The 24,624-nt window shown below is 70.4% G+C and carries 16 protein-coding genes and 1 pseudogene; 4 read left to right on the top strand and 13 right to left on the bottom strand.

Going from position 1 to position 24,624, the window contains the following annotated elements:
• Positions 1-375 precede the first annotated feature (375 nt).
• The 3 genes and pseudogenes from NNJEOMEG_RS20545 to secA all read left to right on the top strand — a co-directional run.
• Positions 376-549, top strand: a pseudogene (locus tag NNJEOMEG_RS20545) (4Fe-4S dicluster domain-containing protein); the annotation flags it as partial.
• A 36-nt stretch (positions 550-585) separates the two neighbouring features.
• Entirely contained in the window at positions 586-1,503 is a 918-nt protein-coding gene (locus NNJEOMEG_RS06455; RefSeq protein WP_235956861.1) for a heterodisulfide reductase-related iron-sulfur binding cluster, read from the top strand.
• 19 nt (positions 1,504-1,522) lie between these two features.
• Positions 1,523-4,036, top strand: coding sequence for a preprotein translocase subunit SecA (gene secA / locus NNJEOMEG_RS06450; protein WP_173082499.1), 2,514 nt, complete (start codon positions 1,523-1,525; stop codon positions 4,034-4,036).
• Positions 4,037-4,519: 483 nt separating this feature from the next.
• Here the strand turns inward: secA and NNJEOMEG_RS06445 are convergent, their stop codons facing one another.
• From NNJEOMEG_RS06445 to NNJEOMEG_RS20925, 7 genes are all read right to left on the bottom strand, one after another.
• A complete protein-coding gene (locus NNJEOMEG_RS06445; RefSeq protein WP_173082492.1) occupies positions 4,520-6,757 on the bottom strand; it encodes a type VI secretion system Vgr family protein in 2,238 nt (745 codons plus the stop codon).
• Between the two features lie 124 nt (positions 6,758-6,881).
• Positions 6,882-7,292: a DUF4150 domain-containing protein gene (locus NNJEOMEG_RS06440; RefSeq protein WP_173082490.1), complete on the bottom strand. Its 411-nt coding sequence runs from the start codon at positions 7,290-7,292 to the stop codon at positions 6,882-6,884.
• Between the two features lie 10 nt (positions 7,293-7,302).
• On the bottom strand, positions 7,303-7,953 hold the full coding sequence (locus tag NNJEOMEG_RS06435; protein ID WP_173082488.1) for a DUF3540 domain-containing protein: 651 nt from the start codon (positions 7,951-7,953) through the stop codon (positions 7,303-7,305).
• A 31-nt stretch (positions 7,954-7,984) separates the two neighbouring features.
• Entirely contained in the window at positions 7,985-9,040 is a 1,056-nt protein-coding gene (locus tag NNJEOMEG_RS06430; protein ID WP_173082486.1) for a pentapeptide repeat-containing protein, read from the bottom strand.
• Positions 9,041-9,092: 52 nt separating this feature from the next.
• Positions 9,093-11,675 carry a DUF2169 family type VI secretion system accessory protein gene (locus tag NNJEOMEG_RS06425; RefSeq protein WP_173082484.1) on the bottom strand — a complete coding sequence of 861 codons (2,583 nt, stop codon included), beginning with the start codon at positions 11,673-11,675 and terminating at the stop codon, positions 9,093-9,095.
• 45 nt (positions 11,676-11,720) lie between these two features.
• Positions 11,721-14,786, bottom strand: a complete 3,066-nt coding sequence (tssI, locus tag NNJEOMEG_RS06420; protein WP_173082482.1) for a type VI secretion system tip protein TssI/VgrG — start codon at positions 14,784-14,786, stop codon at positions 11,721-11,723.
• A gap of 127 nt (positions 14,787-14,913) precedes the next feature.
• Positions 14,914-15,945 (bottom strand): SPOR domain-containing protein, encoded by a 1,032-nt coding sequence (locus NNJEOMEG_RS20925; protein ID WP_173082480.1) that lies wholly within the window; start codon positions 15,943-15,945, stop codon positions 14,914-14,916.
• 139 nt (positions 15,946-16,084) lie between these two features.
• Here NNJEOMEG_RS20925 and rlmD point away from each other — a divergent pair, with 139 nt between their 5' ends.
• The gene (gene rlmD / locus NNJEOMEG_RS06410) at positions 16,085-17,416 is read left to right on the top strand and encodes a 23S rRNA (uracil(1939)-C(5))-methyltransferase RlmD (protein ID WP_173082478.1); all 1,332 of its coding nucleotides are present in this window, start codon (positions 16,085-16,087) and stop codon (positions 17,414-17,416) included.
• Here rlmD and NNJEOMEG_RS06405 read toward each other — a convergent pair whose 3' ends face one another.
• The 6 genes from NNJEOMEG_RS06405 to NNJEOMEG_RS06380 all read right to left on the bottom strand — a co-directional run bounded on the left by NNJEOMEG_RS06405 (position 17,417) and on the right by NNJEOMEG_RS06380 (position 24,615).
• Positions 17,417-17,950 carry a pyridoxamine 5'-phosphate oxidase family protein gene (locus NNJEOMEG_RS06405; protein WP_173082476.1) on the bottom strand — a complete coding sequence of 178 codons (534 nt, stop codon included), beginning with the start codon at positions 17,948-17,950 and terminating at the stop codon, positions 17,417-17,419.
• 82 nt (positions 17,951-18,032) lie between these two features.
• On the bottom strand, positions 18,033-18,800 hold the full coding sequence (locus NNJEOMEG_RS06400; protein ID WP_217270487.1) for a M15 family metallopeptidase: 768 nt from the start codon (positions 18,798-18,800) through the stop codon (positions 18,033-18,035).
• Between the two features lie 72 nt (positions 18,801-18,872).
• A complete protein-coding gene (locus NNJEOMEG_RS06395) occupies positions 18,873-19,115 on the bottom strand; it encodes a hypothetical protein (RefSeq protein WP_173082474.1) in 243 nt (80 codons plus the stop codon).
• Positions 19,112-21,085, bottom strand: a complete 1,974-nt coding sequence (locus NNJEOMEG_RS06390) for a SpoIIE family protein phosphatase (protein ID WP_173082472.1) — start codon at positions 21,083-21,085, stop codon at positions 19,112-19,114. Before NNJEOMEG_RS06390 ends, NNJEOMEG_RS06395 begins: the two co-directional genes overlap by 4 nt.
• The gene (locus tag NNJEOMEG_RS06385) at positions 21,082-23,313 is read right to left on the bottom strand and encodes an ATP-dependent helicase (RefSeq protein WP_173082470.1); all 2,232 of its coding nucleotides are present in this window, start codon (positions 23,311-23,313) and stop codon (positions 21,082-21,084) included. Before NNJEOMEG_RS06385 ends, NNJEOMEG_RS06390 begins: the two co-directional genes overlap by 4 nt.
• A 3-nt stretch (positions 23,314-23,316) precedes the next feature.
• The gene (locus NNJEOMEG_RS06380) at positions 23,317-24,615 is read right to left on the bottom strand and encodes an alkaline phosphatase family protein (protein ID WP_173082468.1); all 1,299 of its coding nucleotides are present in this window, start codon (positions 24,613-24,615) and stop codon (positions 23,317-23,319) included.
• Between the last annotated feature and the right edge of the window lie 9 nt (positions 24,616-24,624).

Here is a 24,624-nt window from a genome sequence, read left to right as displayed (position 1 = left end):
GGGAACGCGCTCATAGCAGCGCTTATCCGGGCGGACTGCCATCGCCGCAAGCGGCGATGAACAAGGAATTTCCATCATAAATCCAAAGGGAAAGCTCTTGCTCACAATCCCCTGGCGCGAAGCGCCACGGCCCCCCGCGCGGGGATTCGCGGCTTTGCGCGAATCCCCGCGCGAAAGGCGGCGCAGCCGCAAGGGTCTTGCAGGCAAGACTGCCGTCGCCGGTGAAGCCCGCGAAGCGGAGTGGGAGTGCAGAGGGCGTAGCCCTTTGCCTGCCGGAGGCATATTCTCCGACCGCCCTGCCGCCCGGCCCTGCCGCCCCTCCCGCCGTCCGGCCCCGTGGAGTGCTTTGTGACCGCCCCTGCCCGGTCCTGCGTGATGTGCGGCAAGTGCCTGGACGTGTGCCCATTGTTCGCGGCCACGTCGCGGGAGCAGTTGTCGCCGCGCGCGAAGCATTTGCTGGAGTCTTCGTCTGGCGGCGTGGTGGACGCGGCGTCGGCGCGGCGTCTGGCGGGGATGTGCCTGGGGTGTGGTCGTTGCCGGGGCGCGTGCCCGTTCAAATTGAGCGCGGCTGAGTCGGTTTCTCGGATGAAGGCGACGAGTCCGGGCTTCGAGGGATGGCTGTGGGGCCGCTGGGTGGCGGGGGCCGGGGTGTTGTGGCCGGTGATGGCCACGGTGGCCGGGCTCTTGCCGTCGTACAAGTCGGGCGCGCTGGGCGCGGCGCTGGGCGATTTGCGGGCCATGGGCGGCGGCCCGGGGTTCGAGCCGTGGCTTTGTCCGGTGCGATTCAATGCTTGCGGGAACGATCGCAAGGCCGTAGTTTTCGCGGGCTGCGCCGCCCGGCACGTGTCGCCGGGATGGAGCGCCAAGGCGGCCGCGCTGCTTACGGGGCTGGGGTACGCGGTGTCTGGCGACCCCGGGTTCGCGTGCTGCGGCAAGACGCTCGCCGGAGCGGGCCTTCTGGAGGCGCGCGGCGCGATGATGCGGCGCAACGTGTCCGAGTGGCGCGCGGCCGGACGGCCCCTGGTGGCGGTGTTTTGCGCCACGTGCCTGGAGGCTCTGCGCGGCTACGCCAATGAGGACCTGGGCTGGGAACCCGGCGAGGCCCGGCTGTGGAGCGAAGGGATCGAGCCTTTGGCCCGGCTGGCTTCGCGTGTGGAGTTCGCGGAGACGGGGCAGGTTCCCGGCCGGATCATCCACCATGCGCCCTGCCACGGGGCGGACGGCGAGCGGGAGCTCTTGCGGGCCGCCACGGGCGGCCGGGCGGAGGGAACGGGCCAAGGCCCGTGCTGCGGCTTCGGCGGCGCGCTCAAACTTTCGGCCCCCGGGCTTTCGGCCCAGGTGGCGCGTCAATGCCTCGATTTCTATGGACCCCGGCCCGGTGACCGGATACTGACCGGCTGTTCCGGTTGCGTGTTCCAGCTTCGCTCGCACGCGCCGGAGGGGGTTCTCGCGGGACACTGGCTGGACGCCGTGGATGCGGCGTCCCTGCGCGGTCCCTGGTGAGGAATTTCAAGGAGACGACATGTTCGCAAGCATTCTCAAAATGATCGTGGGTTCCAAGAACGAGCGCTACCTCAAGAGCCTCACGCCCACGGTCGACAAGATCACCTCTCTCGAACCCGCCATGCAGGCCCTGGAGCAGGGCCAGCTGCAGACGCGCATCAGCGAGCTGCGCCAGGAGGCCGCCAACGGGCGCTCCCTGGACGAGATGCTCCCCGAGGTCTTCGCCATGGTGCGCGAGGCCGGGCGGCGCACCATGGACATGCGCCACTTTGACGTGCAGCTCATCGGCGGCATGGTGCTGCACCAGGGCAAGATCGCCGAAATGAAGACCGGCGAAGGCAAGACCCTGGTGGCCACCCTGCCCGCCGTACTCAACGCCCTCTCGGGCAAGGGCGTGCACCTGGTCACGGTGAACGATTACCTGGCCCGGCGCGACGCCGCCTGGATGGGCGCCATCTACAACTACCTGGGCCTGAGCGTGGGCACCATCCTGCACGGGCTCACCGACGAGGAGCGCAAGGAAGCCTACGGGGCCGACATCACATACGGCACCAACAACGAGTTCGGCTTCGACTACCTGCGCGACAACATGAAGTTCTACAAGGAACACCTGGTCCAGCGCGAACACAACTTCGCCATCGTGGACGAGGTGGACTCCATCCTCATCGACGAGGCGCGCACGCCGCTCATCATTTCCGGCCCGGCCGAGGAGTCCACGGCGCAGTACAGCCGCGTGGCGACCTCCATCCCCATGCTCAAGCCCGAGGTGCACTTCACCAAGGACGAGAAGGCCCGCACCGTGCTGCTCACCGACGAGGGCGTGGCACGCTGCGAAGAGATCTTCAAGATTGAGAACCTCTACGACCCGGCCCACATCTCCCTGCAGCATCATGTCCTGCAGGGGCTGCGCGCCCACCACCTCTACGCCCGCGACGTTGACTACATCGTCAAGGACGACCAGGTGATCATCGTGGACGAGTTCACCGGACGCCTCATGCCCGGGCGGCGCTATTCCGACGGCCTGCACCAGTCCCTGGAGGCCAAGGAAGGCGTGAAGGTGGAGAGCGAGAACCAGACGCTGGCCTCCATCACCTTCCAGAACTACTTCCGCATGTACAAGAAGCTCTCGGGCATGACCGGCACCGCCGACACCGAGGCCGTGGAGTTCCGCCAGATCTACGGGCTGGAGGTGGCGGTGATCCCCACCCACAGGCCCATGGTGCGCCTGGACCATCCCGACATCATCTACAAGACCCAGCAGGAGAAGTTCGCGGCCATCGTGAACGACCTGCGCGACCTGCACAAGAAGGGCCAGCCCGTGCTGGTGGGCACCATCTCCATCGAGAAGTCGGAGATGCTCTCCCAGATGCTCAAGAAGGCGGGCGTGCCCCACGACGTGCTCAACGCCAAGCAGCACGAGCGCGAGGCCCAGATCGTGGCCGAAGCGGGCCACAAGGGCCGCGTGACCATCGCCACCAACATGGCCGGGCGCGGCACGGACATCAAGCTGGGCGAGGGCGTAAAGGAACAGGGCGGCCTGTTCATCCTTGGCACGGAGCGCCACGAGTCGCGGCGCATCGACAACCAGCTGCGCGGCCGCTCCGGCCGCCAGGGCGACCCCGGCGCCTCGCGCTTCTACCTGGCCCTGGACGACGACCTCATGCGCCTCTTCGGCTCCGACCGCCTCAAGGGCATCATGGAGAAGCTGGGCATGCAGGAGGGCGAGGCCATCGAGAACCGCATGGTCTCCAAGGCCATCGAGAACGCCCAGAAGCGCGTGGAAGGCCACAACTTCGAGATCCGCAAGCAGCTGCTGGACTTCGACAACGTGATGAACCAGCAGCGCGAGGTGATCTACTCCCGCCGCCGCCACTACATGGAGACCGAGGCCCCCGAAGAGGTGCTCCTGGACTTCGTGGACGAGATGATCGACGACATCTGCGCCCCCCTGGAGATGTCCAAGCAGGGCCCCTCCGAGGAGGACCTGGAGATCGTGGCCGCACGCATGGAGGAGACCTTCAACCTGCGCTGGGACCCCGCCCAGGGCGCGTTCGACAAGGAGACGCTGCGCCAGGCCGTGGTGGAACGCTTCAAGTCGCTCCGGGCCGCCGCGCCGGACCATTACGGGGAAATCCTGCGCTATTTCCTGCTGGAAGCCCTGGACAAGCACTGGAAGGAACACCTGCTGAACATGGACCACCTGCGCGACGGCATCGGCCTGCGCGGCTACGGCCAGAAGGACCCCAAGCAGGAATACAAGCGCGAGGGCTTCGAGCTGTTCCAGGGGCTCCTTGGCATGATCGCGGACACCACGGTGCGCCACCTCTCGCGCCTGCAGATCCGCGCCGAGGTGCGCGAGGAGGAGTTCCAGCACAAGGAGAAGGCGGGCGACCTGCAGTACCAGGGCGCGCAGGACGGCCAGGAGAAGAAGGCCCAGCCCAAGAAGCGCACGGCCCCAAAGGTGGGTCGCAACGACCCCTGCACCTGCGGCAGCGGGAAGAAATACAAGAAGTGCTGCGGGGCCAAGGGCTGAGCAACCGGAGAGACACGCGGCGGCGGCGATGCAGAGGCATGAGCGTCGCCGCCGCTTGACGCCCCCCCCACCCGATGTCAGCCCGTGCCGGAGCGGGTTCAGCATCACCCGCGAGGAGCCGTTCCACCATGGACATCCCGCGCGTCTTCACCATCATCTGGTGGGGATTATCCTGGCCGATCAGGACGGCTTGGACAGGCGCGAAGCCGCCAGGTGACTCACCATGCGACGATGGCTCGAAGCCAATTCCGGCGACGGATTCGCGGGAGCGGCCCCCTCCCCGGACTGACCACGGAACCCGCTCGCCACGCCGCGCGCACGGGTAAATGCCCCTGCAGCGCCCACGGACCATGAGGACGCACCCGGCGTCCTCGCTACGCCGCGCGCTCGCGTGAACGCCTGGGCTGGCGCGTAGTTCGCGCCGGTACAACGCCGATGCATGCTGATGCCGCGCTGATGCGCTGAGGCTCCGCGCCGCCCTCCTCAGACGAAGTTCACATCGGCCACCACGTTGTTCTGCACTACGCCCAGGTTGGCCTGCTCCTGCACGACGTTGTTCTGGTTGACAACGATGTTGTTCACTTCGACAAGCTGATTGTTCTGCTCGACGACAACATTCTCCTGGTTGACGACAACATTGTTGTTTTCCGCGACGATGTTGTTGTTGTTCGCCACGATCAGCTGCTGATCCGCGACGACGTTGTCCTGCTGGGCGACGAGCTGCTGCTGGTCTCCGATCACGTTGTTGTTGTTCGCCAGAAGCTGCTGCTGGTCCACGACGACGTTGTCCTGCTGGGCGACGACCTGCTGCTGGCCCCCCACCACGTTGTTCTGCTGCCCCAGCACCTGCTGCTGGTCCACGATCAGGGCCTGGTCCTGTCCGCCCACCACCACGGCGCGGCGCAGGTGCAGGTATTCCATGGCGGCCCGGATGCCGGAGCGCGCGGGGGTGAAGTCGGTCTTGCGTGGGATGATCACGTCCTGGCGCGGCCCCAGGTTCACGTTGAGCGCCTCGCCCAGCACGGTGACGGCCTTGGCCCCCACCACGGTGGACGACTGCTCCCCCAGGGTGACGGTGTTCCAGACCTGGCAGTTCACGCTGAAGGAGCCGCCCGTGGCCAGGGCGATGCCGTCCTTGGTGGGCAGGCTGCTCCAGTCCCAGTCGGGCGGCGGGGGCGGGTCGTTGGGCGCGCCGATGCGCACCCAGGAGTTCTGCACGGGGCTCTGGATCAGGAAACGCTGGCTTCCGTCCCTGTCTTCCACGTGCAGGAGGTTGCCTCCGGCCGTGGTCAGGCGGCACTGGGTGCTGCTGTCCTGGTTCACCACCATCTTCTGGGCCTGGTTGGCCACGGCCCCGGCGATCACGGGCTTGTCCGGGTTGCCGTTGCGGAAGAGCACCAGCACCTCCGCGCCCTTGTGCAGGGGCAGGTGCAGGCCGTGGCCTTCCCCGGCGTAGGGCGTGATGAGGCGTATCCAGTGGGAGGCCTTGCCGCCTTCGCGGTCCGAGAGGTCCATGGCGAAACGCACCTTGTAGCGGCCCAGCGCGTCCACCTCGGCGTAGTGTCCGTCGCCCTCGCCGTCGATCCAGGCCGTGAGGGGGCCGGAGACCTTGGGCCGGGGCGTGGCGATCTCGGCCCGGAACTGCACGTTGGAGGGGATGGCCGCGAAGTCGTTGCGGTAGGTGGTCTGCTCCGGAACGTCCTGCAGGCCCCGGGTGGAAAGAGCGGACTCCTGGCGGCACTCGTGGACCACCTCCACCACGAGGTACTCGCGGTTGAAGGACTCGTCGTAGTGGTCCAGAAGCCGGAAGGTGCAGCCCGGCCGCAGAAATGGGGCCGTGGTGGAGCCGTGGTAGAGCGCGCGCCGGCAGTTCAGGGACTCGGCGCGGACCTTGGCCATGCGCTCGGCCTCGGTGTTGGTGCGCGGGTCGTCCTCGTGGGCGTACACCTGGACCTGACCGTGCCCGACCACGCCGCGCGTGGCCTGGAGGGTCTTGCAGGTGCGGTAGTTGTAGCCCTGCACGCGCACGCCCCGGGGTGTCTGGCGGAAGCAGCGGCGGAAGGTCCGGGCATGCTCCGGGGACTGCGCGTCCGTCAGGCCCGAGGCCGGGCGGTAGGCCAGATGGGCGTCGTTGCCCAGGGGCATGTGGGACATGAAGGTGTCCGTGATCACCAGCTTCTCGCGGTCGGCCTCCTGCTCGAAGAAACAGTAGACCCCGGCGCGCTCCATGAGTCGGCTGGCGAAGTTCCAGCCGGTCTCGGCGTACTGGCAGATCCATTCGCGCCGGGAGTAGGTGTCGCGCAGGCGGAATTCGAGGTCCAGGCCCTGCTGGAGCCCGGCCTCGCGGAACACGGAGTCCAGCACGCGGGTCAGGTCCGCGTCGAGGAAGATGCGCGTGCCCAGGGTCTGGGTGAGCCACCACGCGCGGGGGACCAGGACGGCTCGGTAGTAGGTGAGCCCGTGGTTGCGCTCCAGTTGGTCGAACTCGCGCACGATGCCGTGCCAGAAGATGTCGCACCCCGAGGGGCGGCGCACGGTGAGCGTGGCCCGTCCGGATTGCACGGCTTCCGGGTCCGGCCCTGGTCCGGACGCGGCCAGGAACGTTTCGAATTCGTAGAGCCCCGCGAGAGACTCCCGGCCGGTGAAACGGGCCACCTGGAAGGTGTCGGCGGACAGGCCGGAAACGGCGAACTCCGAACGGGGGGGAACGGCTTCAGGCATGGCGCGCCTCCCGGATGGCGTTGAACGCTGTCTTTGCGGAGCGCTTCGCCGTCGGGCGCGCTCCTGGAGAGTGCGAACCTACGTGAAGACTGCCGTCGCGGCAACCCGGCCCGCGTTGAAGCCGCTATTCCATGTACATCACCGTTGTCTGGCTGGGGTTGCTCACCACCCCCACGGTGTTGGGGTTGTCGCCGTTCTGCTTGGTGGCGGAGCCCTGGAACACGGCGGCCTCGCCTTCGATGACCACCTTGAGGCTCCCCGAGGTGAAGCGGCACGGCCCCTGGATGCGCCCCGAGGCCACGCCGCCCGCCGTGCCCGGCTCGTCGCCCACGCTCTGGGCGATCTCGGTCTTAAGGGTGACGGCCTTGGCCCCCTTGACGAACACCTTGGAGGCGCAGGTGGAGCCCTTGGCGTTCTGCATCATGGCCATGTTCTGGTAGGGGATGGGCACGGGGTCCGGCGCGGGGGGCGCGGGGGTGAGGCACACGTCGGGGAAGGCTCCGGCCATGCCGGTCTCGTTGGTGGTGGCAAACATCGTGTGCTCCTCAACCCAGGCGGATTTTCCGGCCGTCCACGTCCACGTTGCCGCGCGCTTCGAGGCGCATCTCCCCGGCGTCCAGGCGCAGGGAGTCCTCCGCGTCCAGGCGGTAGCGCCCGGCGCGCACGTCCTCGCACTCGTCCACGCGGCGCAGCACCCGCGTGGCGCGCTCCACCAGGCGGCCCACCACGCGCTCCATGGCCCCGGCGGCGGTGCGGATGCGGGCGAAGGCCTGGGTGAGGCTCTCCCCCGCCAGCGAGAGCGCTCCGGCGCGCACCTCGGCCTTGTCCGCCTCCAGCGTGGCCCGGGGCGCGGACATCTCCAGAAGCTGACCGGCGCGCAGGCCCAGGCGCCCCGCATCAAGGGTCAAAGGCCCCTGCCCGGCGTGCAGCGTCAGGCCCTCCTCCAGGCCCGCGCGGCCCGGGGCCTGGGAGGCGCGCACGAGCACCGAAAGCACGAAGGCCGCGCCCGAGGGTTCGTTCACGGCGAGCACCAGATCGCCGGGTTCGGGCTCCAGCAGGCAGCCCGCCGCGCGCAACGCGGGGAACACCGCGCCGCCCCGGCGCACCAGGAGGCGGCCGTCCAGGGCCCCCGTCACCGTGGCGAGGCTCAGCACGGGCTCCTCGCCGCCGGGGTTCATCTTGGCCAATGCGTTCATGATGGCTCCATGGGGTTCGTGCGCCCGGGCGTCAGGCCGGGGGCGGGGTCCAGTCCTCGGCGGCGGCCAGGGCCGGGTCGGTCGGGCGCGCGCCTTCGGTGGCCGCGCCGTCGAGCACGGCGTCCTGCAAAACCGTGCGGTGGAGATTGGCGAGCGTCAGGTTCGCCCCGGAAAGATCGGCCCGGGTGAGGTCCGCGTGGGAGAGGTCGGCCCGGGAGAGGTCCGCGCCAGCGAGCCGCGCCCCTGGTAGGGACGCCCCGGTCAGGATGGCGTTGGGCAGCAGCGCGCCGTCCAGGTCCGCCCCGGCGAGTCCGGCCCGCTCGAAGCTGGCCATGGCGAAGTCTCCGTGCAGGGTCGCGCCCGGGGCCTGGCCCCCGTCGAAATGCGCGCACCGCGCCTTGGCCCCGAGGAGCGACGCGCCGGAAAGATCGGCCCCGGCCAGGGAGGCCTGGGTGAGGTCGCACCCCTCGAAGACGGCCTCGCGGCAGAGCGCGCCGTCGAGGTAGGCCATGAAGAGATTGCAACCCTCGAAGCGGGCCTGGGAGAGGTCCGCCTTGTCCAGGAAGGTCTTGGCGAAGGAGCACCCGGCGAAGCGCTGACCGGCCAGGGACAGGCCCTCCATCTCCGCGCCGGAGCAGTCGGCGCGACTGAGGACCGCTCCCCGGAGCGTCGCCTGCCGCAGGTCCGCCCCGGAGAGGACGGCCCCGGAGAGGTCCGCGCCGGAGAGGTCCGCCCCGCGCAGGTCCGCCCCGGAGAGCCGCGCACCGCCAAGGCGCGCCCCGGGGAGCCGGGCCATGGCGAGGCGCGCGCCGGAGAGGTCCGCCCCGCGCAGGTCCGCCCCGTCCAGGGAGACGCCCGAGAGATCGGCCCCGGCGAGATCGGCCCCGTCCAGGCGGGCCTGGGCCAGGTCCGCGCCCGCGAGGCGGGATTGCCGCAGGCTTGCCCCCGCGAGGGACGCGCCCCGCAGCGTGGCCGCGCCCAGGTCGCGCCCGGAAAGGTCCAGATCCGCCAGGTCGGCCCCGGTGAGGTCCAGGCGCTCAGTGTCCCGGCCCTGGTCCAGGAGGTCCAGAAGTTCCTGGCGGTTCACGGGGCTTCCCGATGCTGGGCGGTGCGGTGGCGGGTCATGGGGGCCTCGGCGGCTAGAGTTTGATGGAGCGCCATTTTTCCAGGATGGTGCGCCCCAGGTTGCTTCCGGCCAGGTTGGTCTCGTGGAATCGGGCGCGGAAGAAGTCGGCCAGGAAGAAGTTGGAGTCGCCCATGTCGGCCTTGTGCAGGGAAGCCTCGCGCAGGGAGGCTTTGAAGGCGTTGACGGCCACGAGGCGCGCCCCGGAGAGGTCCGCCTCGTCGAGCACGGCGGAGCGCGCCGTGGAGCGCGTGAGGTCGGCGTTCTCCAGGCGCGTGCGGCGAAGGCTCGCTCCGTCCAGCACGGCCCCGGAGAGGCGGGCGTGGGAGAGGTCGCAGTCGGTCCAGGTGGCCCCGGCCAAGCTGGCGCTGGTGAAGTCCGCCTCCTGGAAGGCGGCCCCGCCCGGGGCCTGGCTGCCAGAGAGGTCGGCCCCGGCGAAGCACGCCTTGCGCCCCGAGGCGTTGAGGAAGTCGGCCCCCGGCACGCCCGCCTGCTCGAAGTCGGCCCCGTCCAGGCGGGCGGAGGCGAACCCCGCGCGCTCCATGCGGGCCTTGCGGAACACCGCCCCCGTGGCGTCGGCCCCTGCGAAGCGCGCGCCGGGGGCGAGGCATCCGGCCAGCACGGCCCCAGGCAGGAGGGCCTTGTCCAGGCTGGCCCGGGAGAGGTCGGCCCCGGTGAGGTCGGCCCCGGTGAAGTCCGCGCCCGCGAAGTCCGCCCGGGCGAGGACCGCGCCCGCCAGGGCGGCTCCGGCGGCCTTGGCCCCGTGGGCGAACGCGCCCGTGAAGTCGGCTCGGGAGGCGGCGGCCCCGGAGAGGTCCGCCCCGGGCAGGATGGCCCCGGAGAGATTCGCCCCGGCCAGGTCCGCGCCCTTGAGGCTCACGTTCTCCAGGATGGCCTCGCGCAGGTCGGCCCCGGCCAGGGGCGCGGCGGAAAGGTCCAGGCCGGTGAGGTCCTGGCGCGCCAGGGAGAGCCCCTGCCCCACGCGGCGCAGCACCTCCAGGCGCGTGAGGCCGGAGGACGGCGGAGGCGGAGGCGCGGTGGCGGCGGCCGGGGGTTCGGGGGCCGCGCCCGTCGGAGGCGGAGGCGGGGAGGCCGCGTCCTCGGCGAGGGCGGCGCGCAATTGTTTGAGCCCCTCGGCGAGACGCGCGTCGCGCACGTCCAGGGCGTCCAGGGCGGCCAGGAGCTTGCGCGGATCGGGCGGCGCGGCGGGGTCCACGGGGCGGACGGGAATGCCCTGGGCCGCCAGGGTCCGCTGAAGCTCCTCGCCGGTGGTCTTGAGGAGATCCCCGGCCTTGGCCATGGCCTCTTCGGGGTTCGGGCCGCCCAGGCCGAAGGGGTCCGGGGGCGGCGGAGGGGCCGTGGGGATGCTGATGCCCTGCTTGGCCAGGATGCCCCGCACCTTTTCGAGCATGGCCTCCATCTCGGGGTCCGGGATGGGCGGAGGGGGAGGCGTCTCGGCCTGGGGGGCGGAAACGGAGGCCGGGGCCGCCACGGGTGCGGGCGTTGGCGCGGAGGCCGGAGCCGCCTGGGAGGGAGGGGGCGGCGGCGCTCCGGGAGCCTGGGACTCCGGCTCCAGGGGTGCGCCGCCCAGCACGTCGAGGTAGTGCTGGCGGGGCTTGGGGGGCGCGTCCTGGTGCTCCAGCTCGGCGCAGACGTGGGTGACGTCGCGCGCGCCTTGGCTGGACACCAGGAACATGGAACGCCAGACGCAAAGCATGAGCTTGCGCTCGGGCAGGAGCCAGACCGTGTCCCAGTGGGGCTCCAGCTCGTTGTAGCCGATGCGGTCCCAGATCGCCCGGCGCATGTAGGCCCTGGCGCGCAGCCTGGGCAGGCGGGTGCGCAGCACGGGCTCGCGCGGGTGCATGTTGTGGATTTCCACGTCCTCGCCGCCTTTGAAGTACCCCTCGATCCACTGATCCGGGCAGGCGGTGTTGATGAGGTCCAGGTCGTAGTCCGGCGCGATGTAGGGCCAGTGTTCCGCGAACCATTTCTCGCCGTAGGCGCCAAGGCCCCTGCCGCGCCAGAAGCGCAGGCTGCCCAGCAGGCCGAGTCCGGCGGGTTCTGGACGGTCGCCGGGGTTGGTGATCAGGGCGCAGGGGTCTTCCTGGTTAGGGAGGGGACGCAGGGTTTCGCCTGTTGGCAGGGTCATGGGGACCGCGCCCTTGCCCAGGCGGTTGCGGTTGTAGCCTTTGCCGCCGAAGGCGCGCTCCCAGCCCAGGGGCATGGAGGTGAAGGGCTCGGGGTCGGTGGCTTGGGTCATGGCGCCCTCGCCAACCCAGTAGCGGTCCCCGAAGACGGTCAGGCGCTTGGAGAGGCCGCCCACGCGCACGCACACCTCGCAGCCCCGGACCGGCGCGCCGCCCGGCGCGTGGCAGCTGCCGTGCACGATGAACTCCCCGCGCGACTTCAGGTAGCCCTCGTCGAACACGTGGGGGCCGCAGGCCTCCTTGAGGGCGGCCCACAGGACGTCCTCGCCCAGGGGCTCGTCGGGGCGGTCGAAGGAGAAAGCCCCCAACAGATTGACGAACAGCAGGTTGTCCTTGTTGAAGACCGTGCAGCGATGCGTGAGGGAGAGCTTCTCCGGCTTGATCTTTTTCACCGACTGGACTCCGCGTCCGCGACATGGGCGGCCGCCGTTGGCGCGCTATTTGTTCGGGTTCTTGAACATGTTGAAGAACGGATCGTCGTCGAGCTCGTTGTCCCTGCCGGATATCCTGTGTCCGGAACTCACGTTGCCGTCCACGTCGGCCTTGCCGCCCACCTTGAGGTCGCCCTTCACGTTCGCGCTGCCCGAGGTGGACTTGCCGCCCACGTTGAGGTCGTCCTTCACGTCCGCGCTCTTCGTGGTGGTCTTGCCGCCCACGGAGAGGTCGTTCTTCACGGACGCGCTGTCCGCGGCGACCGACTGGGCGCTCATGCTGCCGGTGATGTTCACGTTGCCGTTCACGCTCAGGTCGCCGGTCTTGGTGGCCTTGAGCGTGGTGGCCCCGTCCACGGTGAGGTCGCCCGTGATGGAGGCCCCTCCCGCCCCGCCCAGATAGACCTTGCCGCCCTGGACCTTCACCAGCCCGCCCATGATGTCCACCTTGCCGGTGGCGTTCAGCAGGACATCGCTGGCGTTGATGTTCACGCCCGTGGTCTTGGCCTGGGCGGAGGCCAGGGCCACGAGGTTTTTCTGCACCTCCACGGTGGCGGAGCCGTCCGGGGCCTGGAGGAGCACCTTGTGCTTGTCCAACTGCACCGTGGACTTCTCCTGGCCCTCGATGGCCTGGAGGGTGACCACCGGAGCGCCCTGGGCGGTGGCGTCCATCTTCAGCTGGCCCGCGTCGGGGATGAGCAGGGAGACGAGGTTGGCGTTGCTCATCACGAGCATGGAGGGTTCCGGACCGCCGGTGGAGGGCTCCATGTTCACCAGCCGGATGCCCGCCGCGTCCTGTCGGAATTGCAGGAAAGACTCCACGGTCTGCTTCGCCGCGTTCTGTCCCACGGCCTTGAGGGTGATGGGCGTGGGCAGGGGGGAGACGTTGCTCAGGGAGAGCGCGCCCAGGTTGAAGCGGTTCACCTCCACCTCGAAGCCGTCCTTGTTCATGGCCACTTCGGTGACGGCCTTGCAGAGGCTGCCGGTCTGGATGGCGTTGAGCTGCTGCTGGATCTTGTAGCCGCAGTAGCCCGCGATGATGCCCACCACCCCCGTGAGCCCCGTGAAGGTGATGCCCAGGCCCTCGTCGATGGCGGAGTCGCCCTGGTCGTGCCAGCAGCCGTCCTTGGTCCAGGTTTCGGAGGCGGCGGTGCCAAGCACGGCCGCCACGGCCGTGAGGCCCGCGGCCGCGGTGTACCAGTTGCGCATGGAGGTGAGCGCGGCCACGTAGGCCTCCGAGAGCCCGGCCTGGATCTCGATGCCCGTGGTGCCCTGGATCTCCTTGGTGTCGAAGATCGACTTGGACTCGCTGCCCATCTCCAGCCCGTTGCCCACCACCATGCCGAAGTGGTTGCCCATCACCAGCTCGGACTTCCATCCGCCCATGATCTCCAGGGCCATGCCCGCCGTGATCTCGGCCTTCACGCCCGCCGTGCCCTCGATGGACGTGCCGCCCACGAGCTTGTTCTCGTCGCCCAGCACCAGGGTCTGGCTCTCGCCCTTGGTCTTGAACTCCATGCTGCCCCCGCCGCCGGGCTTGGTGGAGCCCAGGGCGATGCTCGTCTCGTGGAAGGGCGAATAGAGGCCGATGAACTCCTGGCCCTGGAGGTCGCCCATGACGATCTGGTTGTTGGCGGCGGACTTGATGGCGTTGATGGCGTTGGTGTTGGAGCGCACGTGGTTGAGGTTCTGGCCGTTGTGCACGGCGGAGGTGATCACGGGCCGGTCCGGGTCGCCGTCGATGAAGGAGAGCAGCACCTCGGTGCCCTTGAGCAGGGGGAAGTGCAGGCCGTACCTGGGTCCGGCGTAGGGCTCGGCCAGGCGCAGCCAGCAGGAGGCCTGGCCTTCGGGGCGTCCGGCCAGGTCGAAAGGCAGGCGCACCTTGTAGCGCCCCAGGTCGTCGATCATGGCGTACTGGCCCTCGCCCTCGGCGTCCACCTTGGCGTGGAACTGGCCGGCGATGCGCGGGCGGGGCGTGGAGCGCGCCGGGCGGAACTGCCGCCGGGACGCCATGGAATGGAAGGTGTTGCGGTAGTAGTTTTCCTGGTCCGAGGCGGTGGCGGCGTGCTCCAGGCCTGCGGTGAGAGGGGTCTTGTCGCGGCCCTTGTGCTCCACGCCGGTGACGAGCATCTGGATGTTGCAGGCCTCCAGGGGGTGGCCCGCCAGGGTGACCAGGCCGCCCGCGCGCAGGAGCATGGCCGTGCTCGCGCCCGCGAAGACCTCCTGCCCGGCCAGCAGCTCCTCGGCGCGGATGCGCGCCAGGCGCGCGCCCTCGTCCTGGGTGAGGAAGTGGTCGCCGTAGTGGTAGTGCACTCCCACGCCGTCCGGGGCCACGGGGGCCTCGGCCAGGAGTTCCAGGTCCGGGCGCAGGTAGTTGTAGTCTTTGAGCACCACGACGGCGGGCACGATCCTGTGGTCGAGCACCAGCTGGTGCACGGCGCTCTCGCGCTGGGGGTCGTCCATGCCCGAGGGCGGCAGGTAGAGGCAGGGCGTTGCCGAGAGGGGGGTGTGGCTCATGAGCGAATCGGTGACCACAAGCACCTCGCCCGCCTCCTGCTCCTCGAAAGCGTAGTAGATGCCCTGGTGCTCCATGAGGCGCGAGACGAAGTCCAGGCAGGACTCGTTGTACTGGCACACGAATTCCAGGGGGGGATAATCGGCCGACAGGCGCAGGTCGAAGGCCGTGAACCGGCACTGGCCGAACACCGTGGAGAGGATCTGCGGCAGGCTCTGGTCCAGGAAGATCTGATTCTGCCGGGTGTACGTCAGGAGCTTGAAGCCGGGCGAAAGCACGGCCCGGAAGAAGCTCACGTCGCCCCGGCTCTGGATGTACTGGTAGGCGAAGACCACCCCGGAGTAGGCGTTCGAGGTGGTTTCGCCGTTGATGCGCAGGGTGGCCTTGCGCCGCACCACCTCGGCCGGGGACGGCCCCTGGCCCTGGCAGATCAGCGTGATCGTGAAGGCGTAGGGCGTTGAGAGGGCGTCCTGCCCCTGGAACTCCACCACCTGGAAGCGCCCGGCCGGCTGGCCCTCCACGTCGAACTCGAAACGGGCGTATCGGCTCTGCGCCATGTCCGGCCTCCTGCAAGGGTGGTGCGCGTCTGGGGGCCGGACGCGCGGCCCGTGTCCTCCATCATTGGCGGAGAATCCCTTTTCGGCCAGCCGCTGTCAAGCGGGCAGCGGCTGGGGGCGGGCCAGGTCAGCGCCTGGGGAAGGCCCCGGGGTAGCCCAGTTCGGCCAGCCTGCGGCGCAGGGCCTCGGGGCTGCCGGAGGAGCGCGCCAGCACGCGGTAGACGTCGCGTCCGTTCACCTGGGCCTGTTCGAAGCTGGTTTCCACGCCCTGGCTCGCCAGGCGGTCGGCCACGGCCTCGGCCTGCACCAGGGTGGGCAGCGCGGCCACCTGGAACACCACCTCGCCGTCGGCCCCGTGGAGCTCGGGCGGGTAGACAGGCGGCTGCGCCGGAGCGGGAGCGGGAGCAGGGGTTGGAACCTGGGCCGGAACCGGCGGCTGCGCCCCCTGCGGGGCGGGCTTCCTGGCCTCCTGCGCCGGGGCGGCGGCGGAAGCTGCGATCTGGCTCAGGGGCTGGCGCGCGCCCAGGGCAGGGTCCGTCGGAGAGACCGCGGAAGGGACCGAGGGCGGTCCGGAAATCATGCCCGGCAGGGGCACGAAGGCGTACATGAGCTCGAAGCCCATCACCCCCGCGCCGTCGGGTCGCACGGCCTCGCCCTCGGAGGCCCCGCACTTGAGCAGCGCCAGGAACATCCCCTCCTTGCGCGCCCGCACGATCATTTCGCGCAGCACCTTCACGAGCTTGCTCCGGCACGCGCCGTCGTCCTGGCCGGTGGCCGAGAAGCCCTCGCGGCAGACGTAGGCCGTGTAGACCTTGTCCTTGGGGATGGTCACCTCCTTGCGGGGCACCATGGCGTAGCGGATGGAATAGGCGAAGTCCGGGCAGCGGCCGGGGTCGCGGCAGGGGTTGTCCCAGCCCGCTCCGGCCTTCTCCAGGTTGTCGGAGAAGTCGGCCAGCAGGGCCAGGTTGCCCGGCCCGGCCTTCTCGGGCAGCAGGGCCAGCACGTCGGCGGCCAGACGCGCGCACCCGGCCGGACGCCCGGCGGGCGGGGACTTGCGCAGGTCGCAAATGTCGCGCAGCTGCCAGTCCTGGGCCAGTGCCCGGGGCTGGAACGCCAGGGCTGCGAAACAGAGCGTCAGCAGGGCGGTGAGCGTCTTCATGCGCGGACTCCTTGGCGCATCCCTTACCCCCCTTCCCCGCCTCCCACAAGCGCACGCCCAGGCCGCGCGGCCCCGAGGCCGCCTCGCAGGGGATCACGCCGGGCTTGCCGCCGCCGGATTCGCCGGGCATGATGCCCCCATGGCGCAACTTCTGGAACTTTCCATCGAACGTCCGGCCTTCGGCGGCGCGGGCCTGGCCCGCCTGGAGGGCCGCGTGGCCTTCGTGGAGGGCGGGCTTCCCGGTTCGCGGGTGCTGGCCCGCGTGGTCAAGGACGATCCCCGCTGCCTCCGTGCCGTGGCCGAACAGGTGCTTGAGCCCTCGCCCCACGCCGTGGAGCCCTTCTGCCCCCATTACGGCCCCTGCGGCGGCTGCTCCTGGCAGGACGCGGCCTACGAGGCCCAGCTGGACTGGAAGCGCCAGATCGTGGCCGAACAGCTGGAACGCCTGGCCGGGCTCACCCCCCCCGTGGACGAGACCGTGCCCTCGCCGCTCACGCGGGGCTACCGCAACAAGATGGAGTTCGCCTTCGGCCCCGGCCCCACGTTGGGCCTGCGCGGCCGCTTCGACCCCTCGCGCATCGTGGAGGTCTGCGCGTGCGGGCTCATGCCGGCGCCCGCCATGGCCCTGGTGGCGGCCGTGCGCGCCATGGCCGCCAAGACCCAGCTGCCGCCCTACTTCGGGCGCACGGGCACGGGGACTTGGCGGCATCTGGTGTTGCGCGCGAGCGAAACCACGGGGCGCTGGCTGGCCCAGATCATCGTGGGCCCCAAAGCGCCCTTCAAGCGGCTGCGCCCCCTCTGCGAGGCCCTCATGCGCGACTGCCCGGACCTGGACGGGCTGGTGCTGGGCGTGCGCGCCGACCGGGCCGACATCGCCCAGGCCGAGCACCGGGCCTTCACCCTGGGCAACGACTTCCTTGAGGAGTCCCTGGACGGCTTAGCCCTGCGCGTGGGCATCGATTCCTTCTTCCAGACCAACACCCGTGCCGCCGCCCTGCTCTACGCCCGGGCCGCCGAGGCCGCCGCCCTCGCGCCCGGCGAGACCGCCTGGGACCTCTGCTGCGGCGCGGGGGGCCTGAGCCTCTTCCTGGCGCGCACGGCCGGGCGCGTGACGGGCTTCGAGATCTCCCAGGCCGCCGTTGAGGACGCCCAGGCCAACGCAGCCGCCAACGGCCTGACCAACTGCTTCTTCCAGGCCGGGGACGTGAAGCTCGTGCTGGCTCGGCGCAAGGACATCCCCCACGCGGCCGTGCTGGACCCGCCCCGCGCGGGGCTGGACCCCAAGGCCCTCCAGGCCCTGGCCCAGGCCAGGCCGCCCCGGGTGGTCTACGTCTCCTGCAACCCCTCCACCCTGGCCCGGGACCTGGGCCGCCTGGCCCCGGCCTACCGCGTGGAGCGCGTGACCCCCGTGGACCTCTTCCCGCACACCCCGCACATCGAGTGCGTGGCGCGCCTCACGCGCGCGGACTGATCAGTCCGCGCCCAGGGCGTCGTCCGCGTCCTCGCAGCCCAGGCACTCGTCGTCGTCGAGCTCCACGCCGCCTTGCCAGGGGGGATTGGCCTTGCCCGACAGCACCTCCACGTCCAAACGCACCACCTCGGTGCGCTTGAGCATCTCGGGGGGATAGGGGCCCGTGGGGCCTTCGTAATGGCCCATGATCACGTCCAGGGCCGCCGCCTTCTCCTCGGGGTCCGTGAGGATGGTGGCCCGGCCCGAGCCGCACACCGACTTGTAGTGCGCCGAGTAGGCGCAGGCCTTGATCTGGCGGGCAAGCTCGCATTCCACCACGGCCGAGAAGCTCACGCGGTCGCAGGCGCGCAAGGCCCGCGCCTTGCGGCCCTCGGCCGCGCCGTGGAAATAGAGGGCCCGGTCCCGGTAGCCGAAGCTCACGGGGACGCTGTAGGTCTCCTCCCCGTCGCGCAGGGCGAGATGCACGTATTCGGCCCGCTGCAAAAGGGCCTCCACAACTATGGGATCGAGAACTTCACGATCGCTCTTGCGCATGCTGGCTCCTGGCCGGGCGCGCCTGCGTGGGGCGGCCTGCCGCTTCGGTTCGTGCCGTTGGGGGGAGGCCCGCCGGGAAGCATCACTTCCTGGCGGAGGTCACGGGAAAGTCGAAGTAGGTGTCGGGGAAGGGCTCCTTGCGCAGGGTGAAGTGCCACCACTCCTGCTCGTAGGGGGAGAAGCCGTTGTTCTCCATCAGCCTGCGCAGGAGCATCCTGTTGCTCTGGGCCACGAAGGGGATATCCGGGGTGAGCGAATGCGACAGCACGTCCATGCAGTCGAAGCCCGTGCCCATGTCCAGGGAGTTGTCGCGGAAGCGCTCCGGGTAGGGGGCGTTGCAGGGCATGAGCCGCTGCCCCGCCGTGTAGGCCTCGCCCTCGCGGGGCGGCCAGGGGATGATGGTCAGGTCCACGGTGGAGCCGCGCGAATGGCCGCTTTTCTTGGCCACGTAGCCCAGGTCGAAGAAGTCCTTCTTGTCCACCCGGGGGTAGAATTCGTCCTTGGTGATCTGATCTTCCGGGACCTGGCTCCAGCTCACGAAGTCGTTCACGGCGCGCTGGGGGCGGTAGCAGTCGTAGACCTTCACGCCCAGGCCCGAGGCGCGCAGCTCCTCGTGCACGGCGATCAGGGCCTTGGCCGCGTCGATGGTCAGGATGCACTCGGGGTCTTCATAGCCTTTCACGGGGCGGCCCAGGAAGTTGTGCCAGCCGTGGTAGCGCATCTCCTGGACGATGTCCGGGGCCAGGTCGCGCAGGCGCAAGAAGCGCGGGGGGAGCTGGTCGGCGGCCAGGGCCTGCCAGGCGTTGAGGACGAGCACTGCGATCGCGAGCGTGCGGAGCATCAGGCGCATGGTCACCTCCCACTGTGCAGGCATTTCCAGGGGGATAGCGCCATCGGCCTGCGCTGTCCATGCCCCCGGCCCCTAGCCGAAGGGGTTCTCGGGTTCCTTTCGGGGTTCGGCGCGCAGGAAGCCGCCTGCCTGGCGGCGCGAGAGGGCCGCGGGCGCGCTGGCCAGCCCGCAGAAACCCGGAGCCTCGGCCCCCTCCTCCTCGCCGCACCAGCGCCACATCATGCACTGCGCGCCCTGGCAGAAGCGCATCTTGCCTTCGGGCGTGGTCAGAAGCGGGCAGAAGCGGAATTTTGCGTCTTTCTCGGTGGTGGTCATATCTCTCCTCCTTCAGCAGCCTTGATCACGAGCAGCGTCACGTCGTCCTCGGCCGGGGCTTCGCCCCGGAAAGCCGCCAGATCGGCCAGCAGGCCGTCGCGGATCCCGGCGGCCGGGGCCTCGCGGCGCAGGCGGATCGCCTCGCGCACGCGCTCCTTGCCGAACATTTCCCCATCCGGCGAGCAGGTCTCCCAGATGCCGTCGGACCCCACCAGGAGGATGTCGCCCGCCTCGGGCCAGGGGCGCTCGCACTCCGGCCAGAGGCGTTCGCCCACCACGCCCAGGGGAATGCCGGGGCCGCCCAGGTCCTCGAAGGCGTCCTGGCGGCGGCGGTAGAGGATGGCCGGGTCGTGCCCGGCGCGCACCCAGCGCAGACGGCGGGCCTTGGCGTCCAGTTCCAGGTAGAAGAGCGTGAGGAAGCGCCCGGAGCCGTCGGTGTCGGCGAACAGCAGGGTGTTCACGTCCCGCACCACCCGGGCCGGGCCGCCGGGCTGGAGGGCGCGCTGGCGCAGGAAGGCCCGGGCCGTGGCCATGAGCAGGGCCGCGTCCACGCCGTGGCCGGACACGTCGCCCAGCAGGGCCGCGGCCGTGCCGGGGCGGCCGTGGGCGTCGGGGAGCACGTCGTAGAAGTCGCCGCCGGCCTCGTTGCAGGCCGTGCTGGAGCCGGCCAGGTCCAGGCCCGGCAGGTCGGGCAGACGCTCGGGGATGAAGCGGTCGTGCACCTCGCGGGCCAGTGCCATGGCGTCGCGCAGGCGGGTGTTCTCCTTGAGTTCGGGGATCATGCGGTTGAAGGCGTGGCCCAGGGCCTCGATCTCTCCGCCGCCCGAGGGCTCCACGCGGGCCTCGAAGTCGCCCCGGCCCAGGCGTTTGGCCGCGCGCGCCAGGTCCACCAGGGGGCGCGAGACCGAACGCGCCGCCAGCCAGGAGGCCGCCGTGGCCAGCAAAAGCAGACCCAGGGCCACGAAGAAGGTCTCCCGGAACTGGTTCTCGATGCGCGTCTCGATGTATTCGCCCGCCTGGCGCGCCTCGGCGGCCACGTCGCGCTTGGGCGCGGTCATCACCAGGGCGTAGCCCTCGGTGCGCAGGGGGGCGTAGGCCCAGATCACGTCGCGGGTGTCCAGCTCCGCCTGGCGCACGCCGCTTTTCCCCGCGCGCAGGTCGGCCAGCACGGCCGCGAGTTCGGCGGGGTCGTCCATGGAGAGCCAGCGCGGGGCCGCAAGGCCCAGCATGCCCATGCGCCGCCCCATGCCGTGGCCTGCTTCGGGAGGGCCGTGCTCCAGGGCGTCGGCCTCGCCGATCACCCGCAGCCCCCTGGCCTCGGACTCGGGATGGGCGATGTTCACCAGGAAGCTCTTCACGCTCCCGGACACGGCCTGGGCGTGGCTGCGCGCCGTCTCGCCCACGGAGAGCGGCGCGGTGAGCGCCGTGACCCCCACCGCCCGGCCCGAGGCGTCGCGCACGGGCACGGCCACCGTGAGCCCCACACGACGGCTGGAAGGGTCGATCACCGGAGCGAACCAGACGAGGCGGCCGCGCTCCCAGGCCAGACGGTACCAGGCGGCCTTGCGCCCGTCGAAGCCCCGGGGCGGCCGTTGCGCCCCCTCGGGCACATCGACGCGCCCGTCCTCGAACACGGTGACCTGCCCGTGGATCAGGCTCTCGTGCCCGCCCAGGGCCTGGCCGTAGGCGTCCTCCAGACCTTCGCCCCGAGCCAGGGCCAGCTCCACGCCCAGGGCCTGGAGCCGAAGGGTCTGCTCCAGGAGCTGGGCTTCGCGCCGCCACATCTCGGCGTGGTCCTCCACCATGAGCAGCAGCGCGGCCTTGGCCTTGGTCACCAGGGTATGCTGGGAGCGGCGCACCAGGTCGTCGGTGAGTTCCAGGCGGGCGCGCTGGGCGTTCAGGCGCAGAAGCACCACGGGCGCCACGGAGAGAAGAAGCAGCAGGATGAACAGCCGGGCGCGGACGCTCACGGCTCCATCTCCAGGTATTCCCGCAGGATCACCTTCAGGCCGAATCCGGGGAAGTTCACCCGGCATTTGCCGCCGTCCAGCACGGCCACAACCTTGCCCCGGCCGAAGATGCGGTGGCTGCAGTAGCTCATGGCGCCCGTGCCGCACGCGTCCGAGGCGCTGGCGAAGGGCGAGCCCCCCGGCTCGGCGCGCGGATCGTCGGGGTCGGCCGCGAGGGGCTGGCGCGCGGCGACGCCCCGCGAGGCAAACCGCGAGCCGCCCGAGGAAGGCGCGTCCCAGGAGGGCCTGGGCTCGGCTGCCGCCTGGGCCTGGAGGGCGGGCGTGAGGCCGCCGGAAAACGTCTCGCGCAGCTCGGTGAAGCACTCGCGGGGCAGCTCGCGCACGAAGAGGCTGGGCATGGCGGGCTGCGAGCCCCCGCCCGCGCGGTTGTAGACCGTGCCGGGCACGTAGAGGGTGAGCGAATCCTTGGCGCGGGTGCAGGCCACGTAGAGCAGGCGGCGCTCCTCCTCCAGGTCTTCCGGCCGGGCCAGGGCGTGGCGCGAGGGGAAGCGCTCGTCCACCAGGTCCAGGATGAGCACGGCGGGCCACTCCAGGCCCTTGGCCGAGTGCACGGTGGAGAGCACCACGGCGTCCTCGCGCACGCCTTTGCGCTCCTCCTCGGGGTTCTCCAGGGCCAGGTCGGCCAGGAAGGCTTCCAGGTGGGCGTAGGATGCCGCGATCTGGGAGAGCTGTTCGAGCCCGGCCAGGCGGCGGGGATAGTCCTCGGGATGGAGCCTGGTGAGCGTGGGCGTGTAGAAGACCACGGCCCGCTCCAGGAGCGAGGCCGGGCCGCCGGGATCGGCGCGCAGCTCCTCCAGGAAGGAGAACAGGGCGTCGAGCCCCGGGTTCTTGCGGCGTTGGGCGTCCAGGGCCTGGAAGTCGCCCTCGCGCGCGGACGCGGCGATCTTGAGTGCCGTCTTCTCGCCCACCTTGTCCACCAGCACGAGCACGCGCTTCCAGGCCACCACGTCGCGGGGGTTGTGCACCACGCGCAGGAAGGCCACGGCGTCCTTCACGTGGGCCGCCTCCGAGAAGCGCAGGCCCCCGTACTTCTGGAAGGGGACGCCCTCCTTGTTCAGGGCCAGCTCCAGCGCGTAGGACTGGTACCCCGCCCGGAAGAGCACGGCGATCTCGCAGGGCAGGTGCTCGCGCCGGAGTTCCCGGATGCGGCGCACGGCCAGCTGGGCCTGGGTCTGGTCGGAATAGGCCTTGACCACCTCGGGCTTGGGGCCGGCCAGGCGTTCGGAGAAGAGGTTCTTGTCGAAGCGGTCCTTGGCCTGGCGCAACACGGCGTTGGTGAGGTCCAGGATGGGCTGGGTGGAGCGGTAGTTCTGCTCCAGGCGCACCACGCGCGTGCCGGGGTAGATGCGCGGGAAGGAGAGGATGTTCTCCACGTTGGCCCCCCGGAAGGCGTAGATGGACTGGGCGTCGTCGCCCACGGCCATCACGTTGCCGCGCTCCCCGGCCAGGAGCTTCACGAGGCGGGCCTGCACGAGGTTGGTGTCCTGGTATTCGTCCACCATGAGGTAGCGGTGGCGCTCGCGCAGGCGCTCCAGGAGGGCGGCGTCGCGGGTGAGGGCCTGCTCCAGGGTGAAGAGCATGTCGTCGTAGTCCAGCAGCCCGTGGCCCCGCTTGTAGCGCTCGAAGCCGCGGGCGATCTCCTCCAGGGCGGCGGCGTGGGGCAGGAGCTGGTAGGACTCGCGCGAGAGGATCTCCGGGATGGGCAGCTCCTTGTTGCGGCTCTTGCTGATGAGCTCCAGGACGAAGCCCTTCTTGGGGAAGCTCTTGTCGCCCTTGCCCGCGCCCAGCTCCGCGATCACGTGGCTCAGGGCCTCCTCGGCGTCGCCCCGGTCCATGATGGTCAGGCTTCCGGCATGGCCCGAGGCCTCGGGGTTGCGGCGCAGGGTGGCGAAGGAGAAGGCGTGGAACGTTCCGCCCTGCACGCCGCCCAGGGCCATGCCCAGCAGGCGCTCGGCCCGGGCGAGCATCTCGGCGGCGGCCTTGCGGGTGAAGGTGAGCAGAAGGATCGACGAGGGCTCCACGCCCTGGCTCACCAGCCGGGCCAGGCGGTAGACCAGGGTGCGCGTCTTGCCTGAGCCCGCCCCGGCGATGACCAGCACGGGGCCTTCGGTGGCGGTGACGGCCTCCAGCTGGGCGGGATTGAGCCGTGCGGCGAAGTCGATGGGCATGGGTCAGGGCTCCAGGCCGAAGTGGGCGAAAAGCTGGCGTCCGGCCTCGCTCACGCGCCCCGGAGCGCTGGCGGCCGAATCGAAGAAGAAGGCGTCCCCGGCGGTGTGGCAGCCCGCGCGGCCGTAAAAGCCGGAAAGCTCCGTGCGGTCGAACTTCCCCGTGAGCGAGAAGCCGGGATTGGGCTCGCAGACCAGGTCCGGGGCCTTGAACGCCAGGGGGCCGGAGTAGATGGCGCGGGGATCGTGCACGGCGGCCATGACCCTTTCCCCGTCCACGGTGAGCTCCTCCAGCCCGGCCTTGATCTCGGCGCGCAGCTTGTCGGCCACGTACTGGTGGAACACGCCCCGGGCGAAGCGCTCCTTGCAGTTGATGTAGACACGCCCCGGGTCCAGGGCGAAGGCGGCGGTCTGGTGCGGGGCGATGACGGAGCTGTCGTATTCGCCCGCGCCCTTTTCGCGCAGGGAGAGCAGGCCCTTCTGCATGAGCCAGACGTTCAGGTCCACCTCGGCCTTGCAGGCGGTGAAGCCGTGATCGGCCAGGACCACCAGGCGTTTTGGCTCCGGCAGGGCGTCGTAGCGGTCCAGGAACAGGCCGATCACGCGGTCCCACTCGGCCATGAACTCCATGAAGGGCCCGTGCAGGGCGTGCAGGGGTTCGGCCACGGCGGGATAGAAGAAATGGAAGATGCGGTCGGTCTCCGTGAGCACGAGCATGAAGAGGTCCCAGGCGAGGTCGGGCCAGAAGAGGTCCAGGGCCTTGGCGCGGGAGCGCAGCGTGGCCCGGGCCTGGGCCAAAAGGTAGTCGGGGTCGGAGGCGCCGCGCGTGGTGTCGGCTTCGAGCACGTAGCCCTCCCCGGCCAGGATGGAGGCCAGGAAGGGGGGATGAACGGCCTTTTGAAGATCGTGCGCCACGAATCCGGCCACGAGCATGCCCGGGATGGGCCGGGCGGGGTAGGCCCCGGGGAGGTTGATCACCTTGGAGGTGAGCCCCTTCTCGCCCATGCGCTCGAAGAGCGTGGGCGCGGCGATGGCGGAGGAGTCTGTAAGCGAGAGGGCGTAGGCGGCGGGGTCGATGCGCGAGAAGCCGAAGACGCCGTGACCGCCGGGGTCCCGGCCGGTGACGAGGCTGGCCCAGTTGACGGGCGAGAGCTCGGGCAATTCGGCGCGCAGCGCGCGGGCGTTGGGCGAGAGCGCCACACGGGCAAGGTTGGGGAGCTTCCCGGCGCGGCAGAGTTCCCGCGCGAGGCTGAAGGGCAGGCCGTCGAGCCCCAGGATGACCAGGCGGTTGCGATGGTGTTGCATGGCGCGGTC

The organism is Fundidesulfovibrio magnetotacticus (genome assembly GCF_013019105.1).
In the GTDB taxonomy this organism is placed as follows: Bacteria; Desulfobacterota; Desulfovibrionia; order Desulfovibrionales; family Desulfovibrionaceae; genus Fundidesulfovibrio; species Fundidesulfovibrio magnetotacticus.
This window is presented reverse-complemented; position numbering and strand designations above follow the sequence as displayed.

Coding starts and splice junctions, on each gene's coding strand:
- NNJEOMEG_RS06455 (WP_235956861.1), top strand. CDS start 586: ATGAAGGCGACGAGTCCGGGCTTCGAGGGATGGCTGTGGGGCCGCTGG.
- secA (WP_173082499.1), top strand. CDS start 1,523: ATGTTCGCAAGCATTCTCAAAATGATCGTGGGTTCCAAGAACGAGCGC.
- NNJEOMEG_RS06445 (WP_173082492.1), bottom strand. CDS start 6,757: ATGCCTGAAGCCGTTCCCCCCCGTTCGGAGTTCGCCGTTTCCGGCCTG.
- NNJEOMEG_RS06440 (WP_173082490.1), bottom strand. CDS start 7,292: ATGTTTGCCACCACCAACGAGACCGGCATGGCCGGAGCCTTCCCCGAC.
- NNJEOMEG_RS06435 (WP_173082488.1), bottom strand. CDS start 7,953: ATGAACGCATTGGCCAAGATGAACCCCGGCGGCGAGGAGCCCGTGCTG.
- tssI (WP_173082482.1), bottom strand. CDS start 14,786: ATGGCGCAGAGCCGATACGCCCGTTTCGAGTTCGACGTGGAGGGCCAG.
- NNJEOMEG_RS20925 (WP_173082480.1), bottom strand. CDS start 15,945: ATGAAGACGCTCACCGCCCTGCTGACGCTCTGTTTCGCAGCCCTGGCG.
- rlmD (WP_173082478.1), top strand. CDS start 16,085: ATGGCGCAACTTCTGGAACTTTCCATCGAACGTCCGGCCTTCGGCGGC.
- NNJEOMEG_RS06405 (WP_173082476.1), bottom strand. CDS start 17,950: ATGCGCAAGAGCGATCGTGAAGTTCTCGATCCCATAGTTGTGGAGGCC.
- NNJEOMEG_RS06400 (WP_217270487.1), bottom strand. CDS start 18,800: ATGCGCCTGATGCTCCGCACGCTCGCGATCGCAGTGCTCGTCCTCAAC.
- NNJEOMEG_RS06395 (WP_173082474.1), bottom strand. CDS start 19,115: ATGACCACCACCGAGAAAGACGCAAAATTCCGCTTCTGCCCGCTTCTG.
- NNJEOMEG_RS06385 (WP_173082470.1), bottom strand. CDS start 23,313: ATGCCCATCGACTTCGCCGCACGGCTCAATCCCGCCCAGCTGGAGGCC.
- NNJEOMEG_RS06380 (WP_173082468.1), bottom strand. CDS start 24,615: ATGCAACACCATCGCAACCGCCTGGTCATCCTGGGGCTCGACGGCCTG.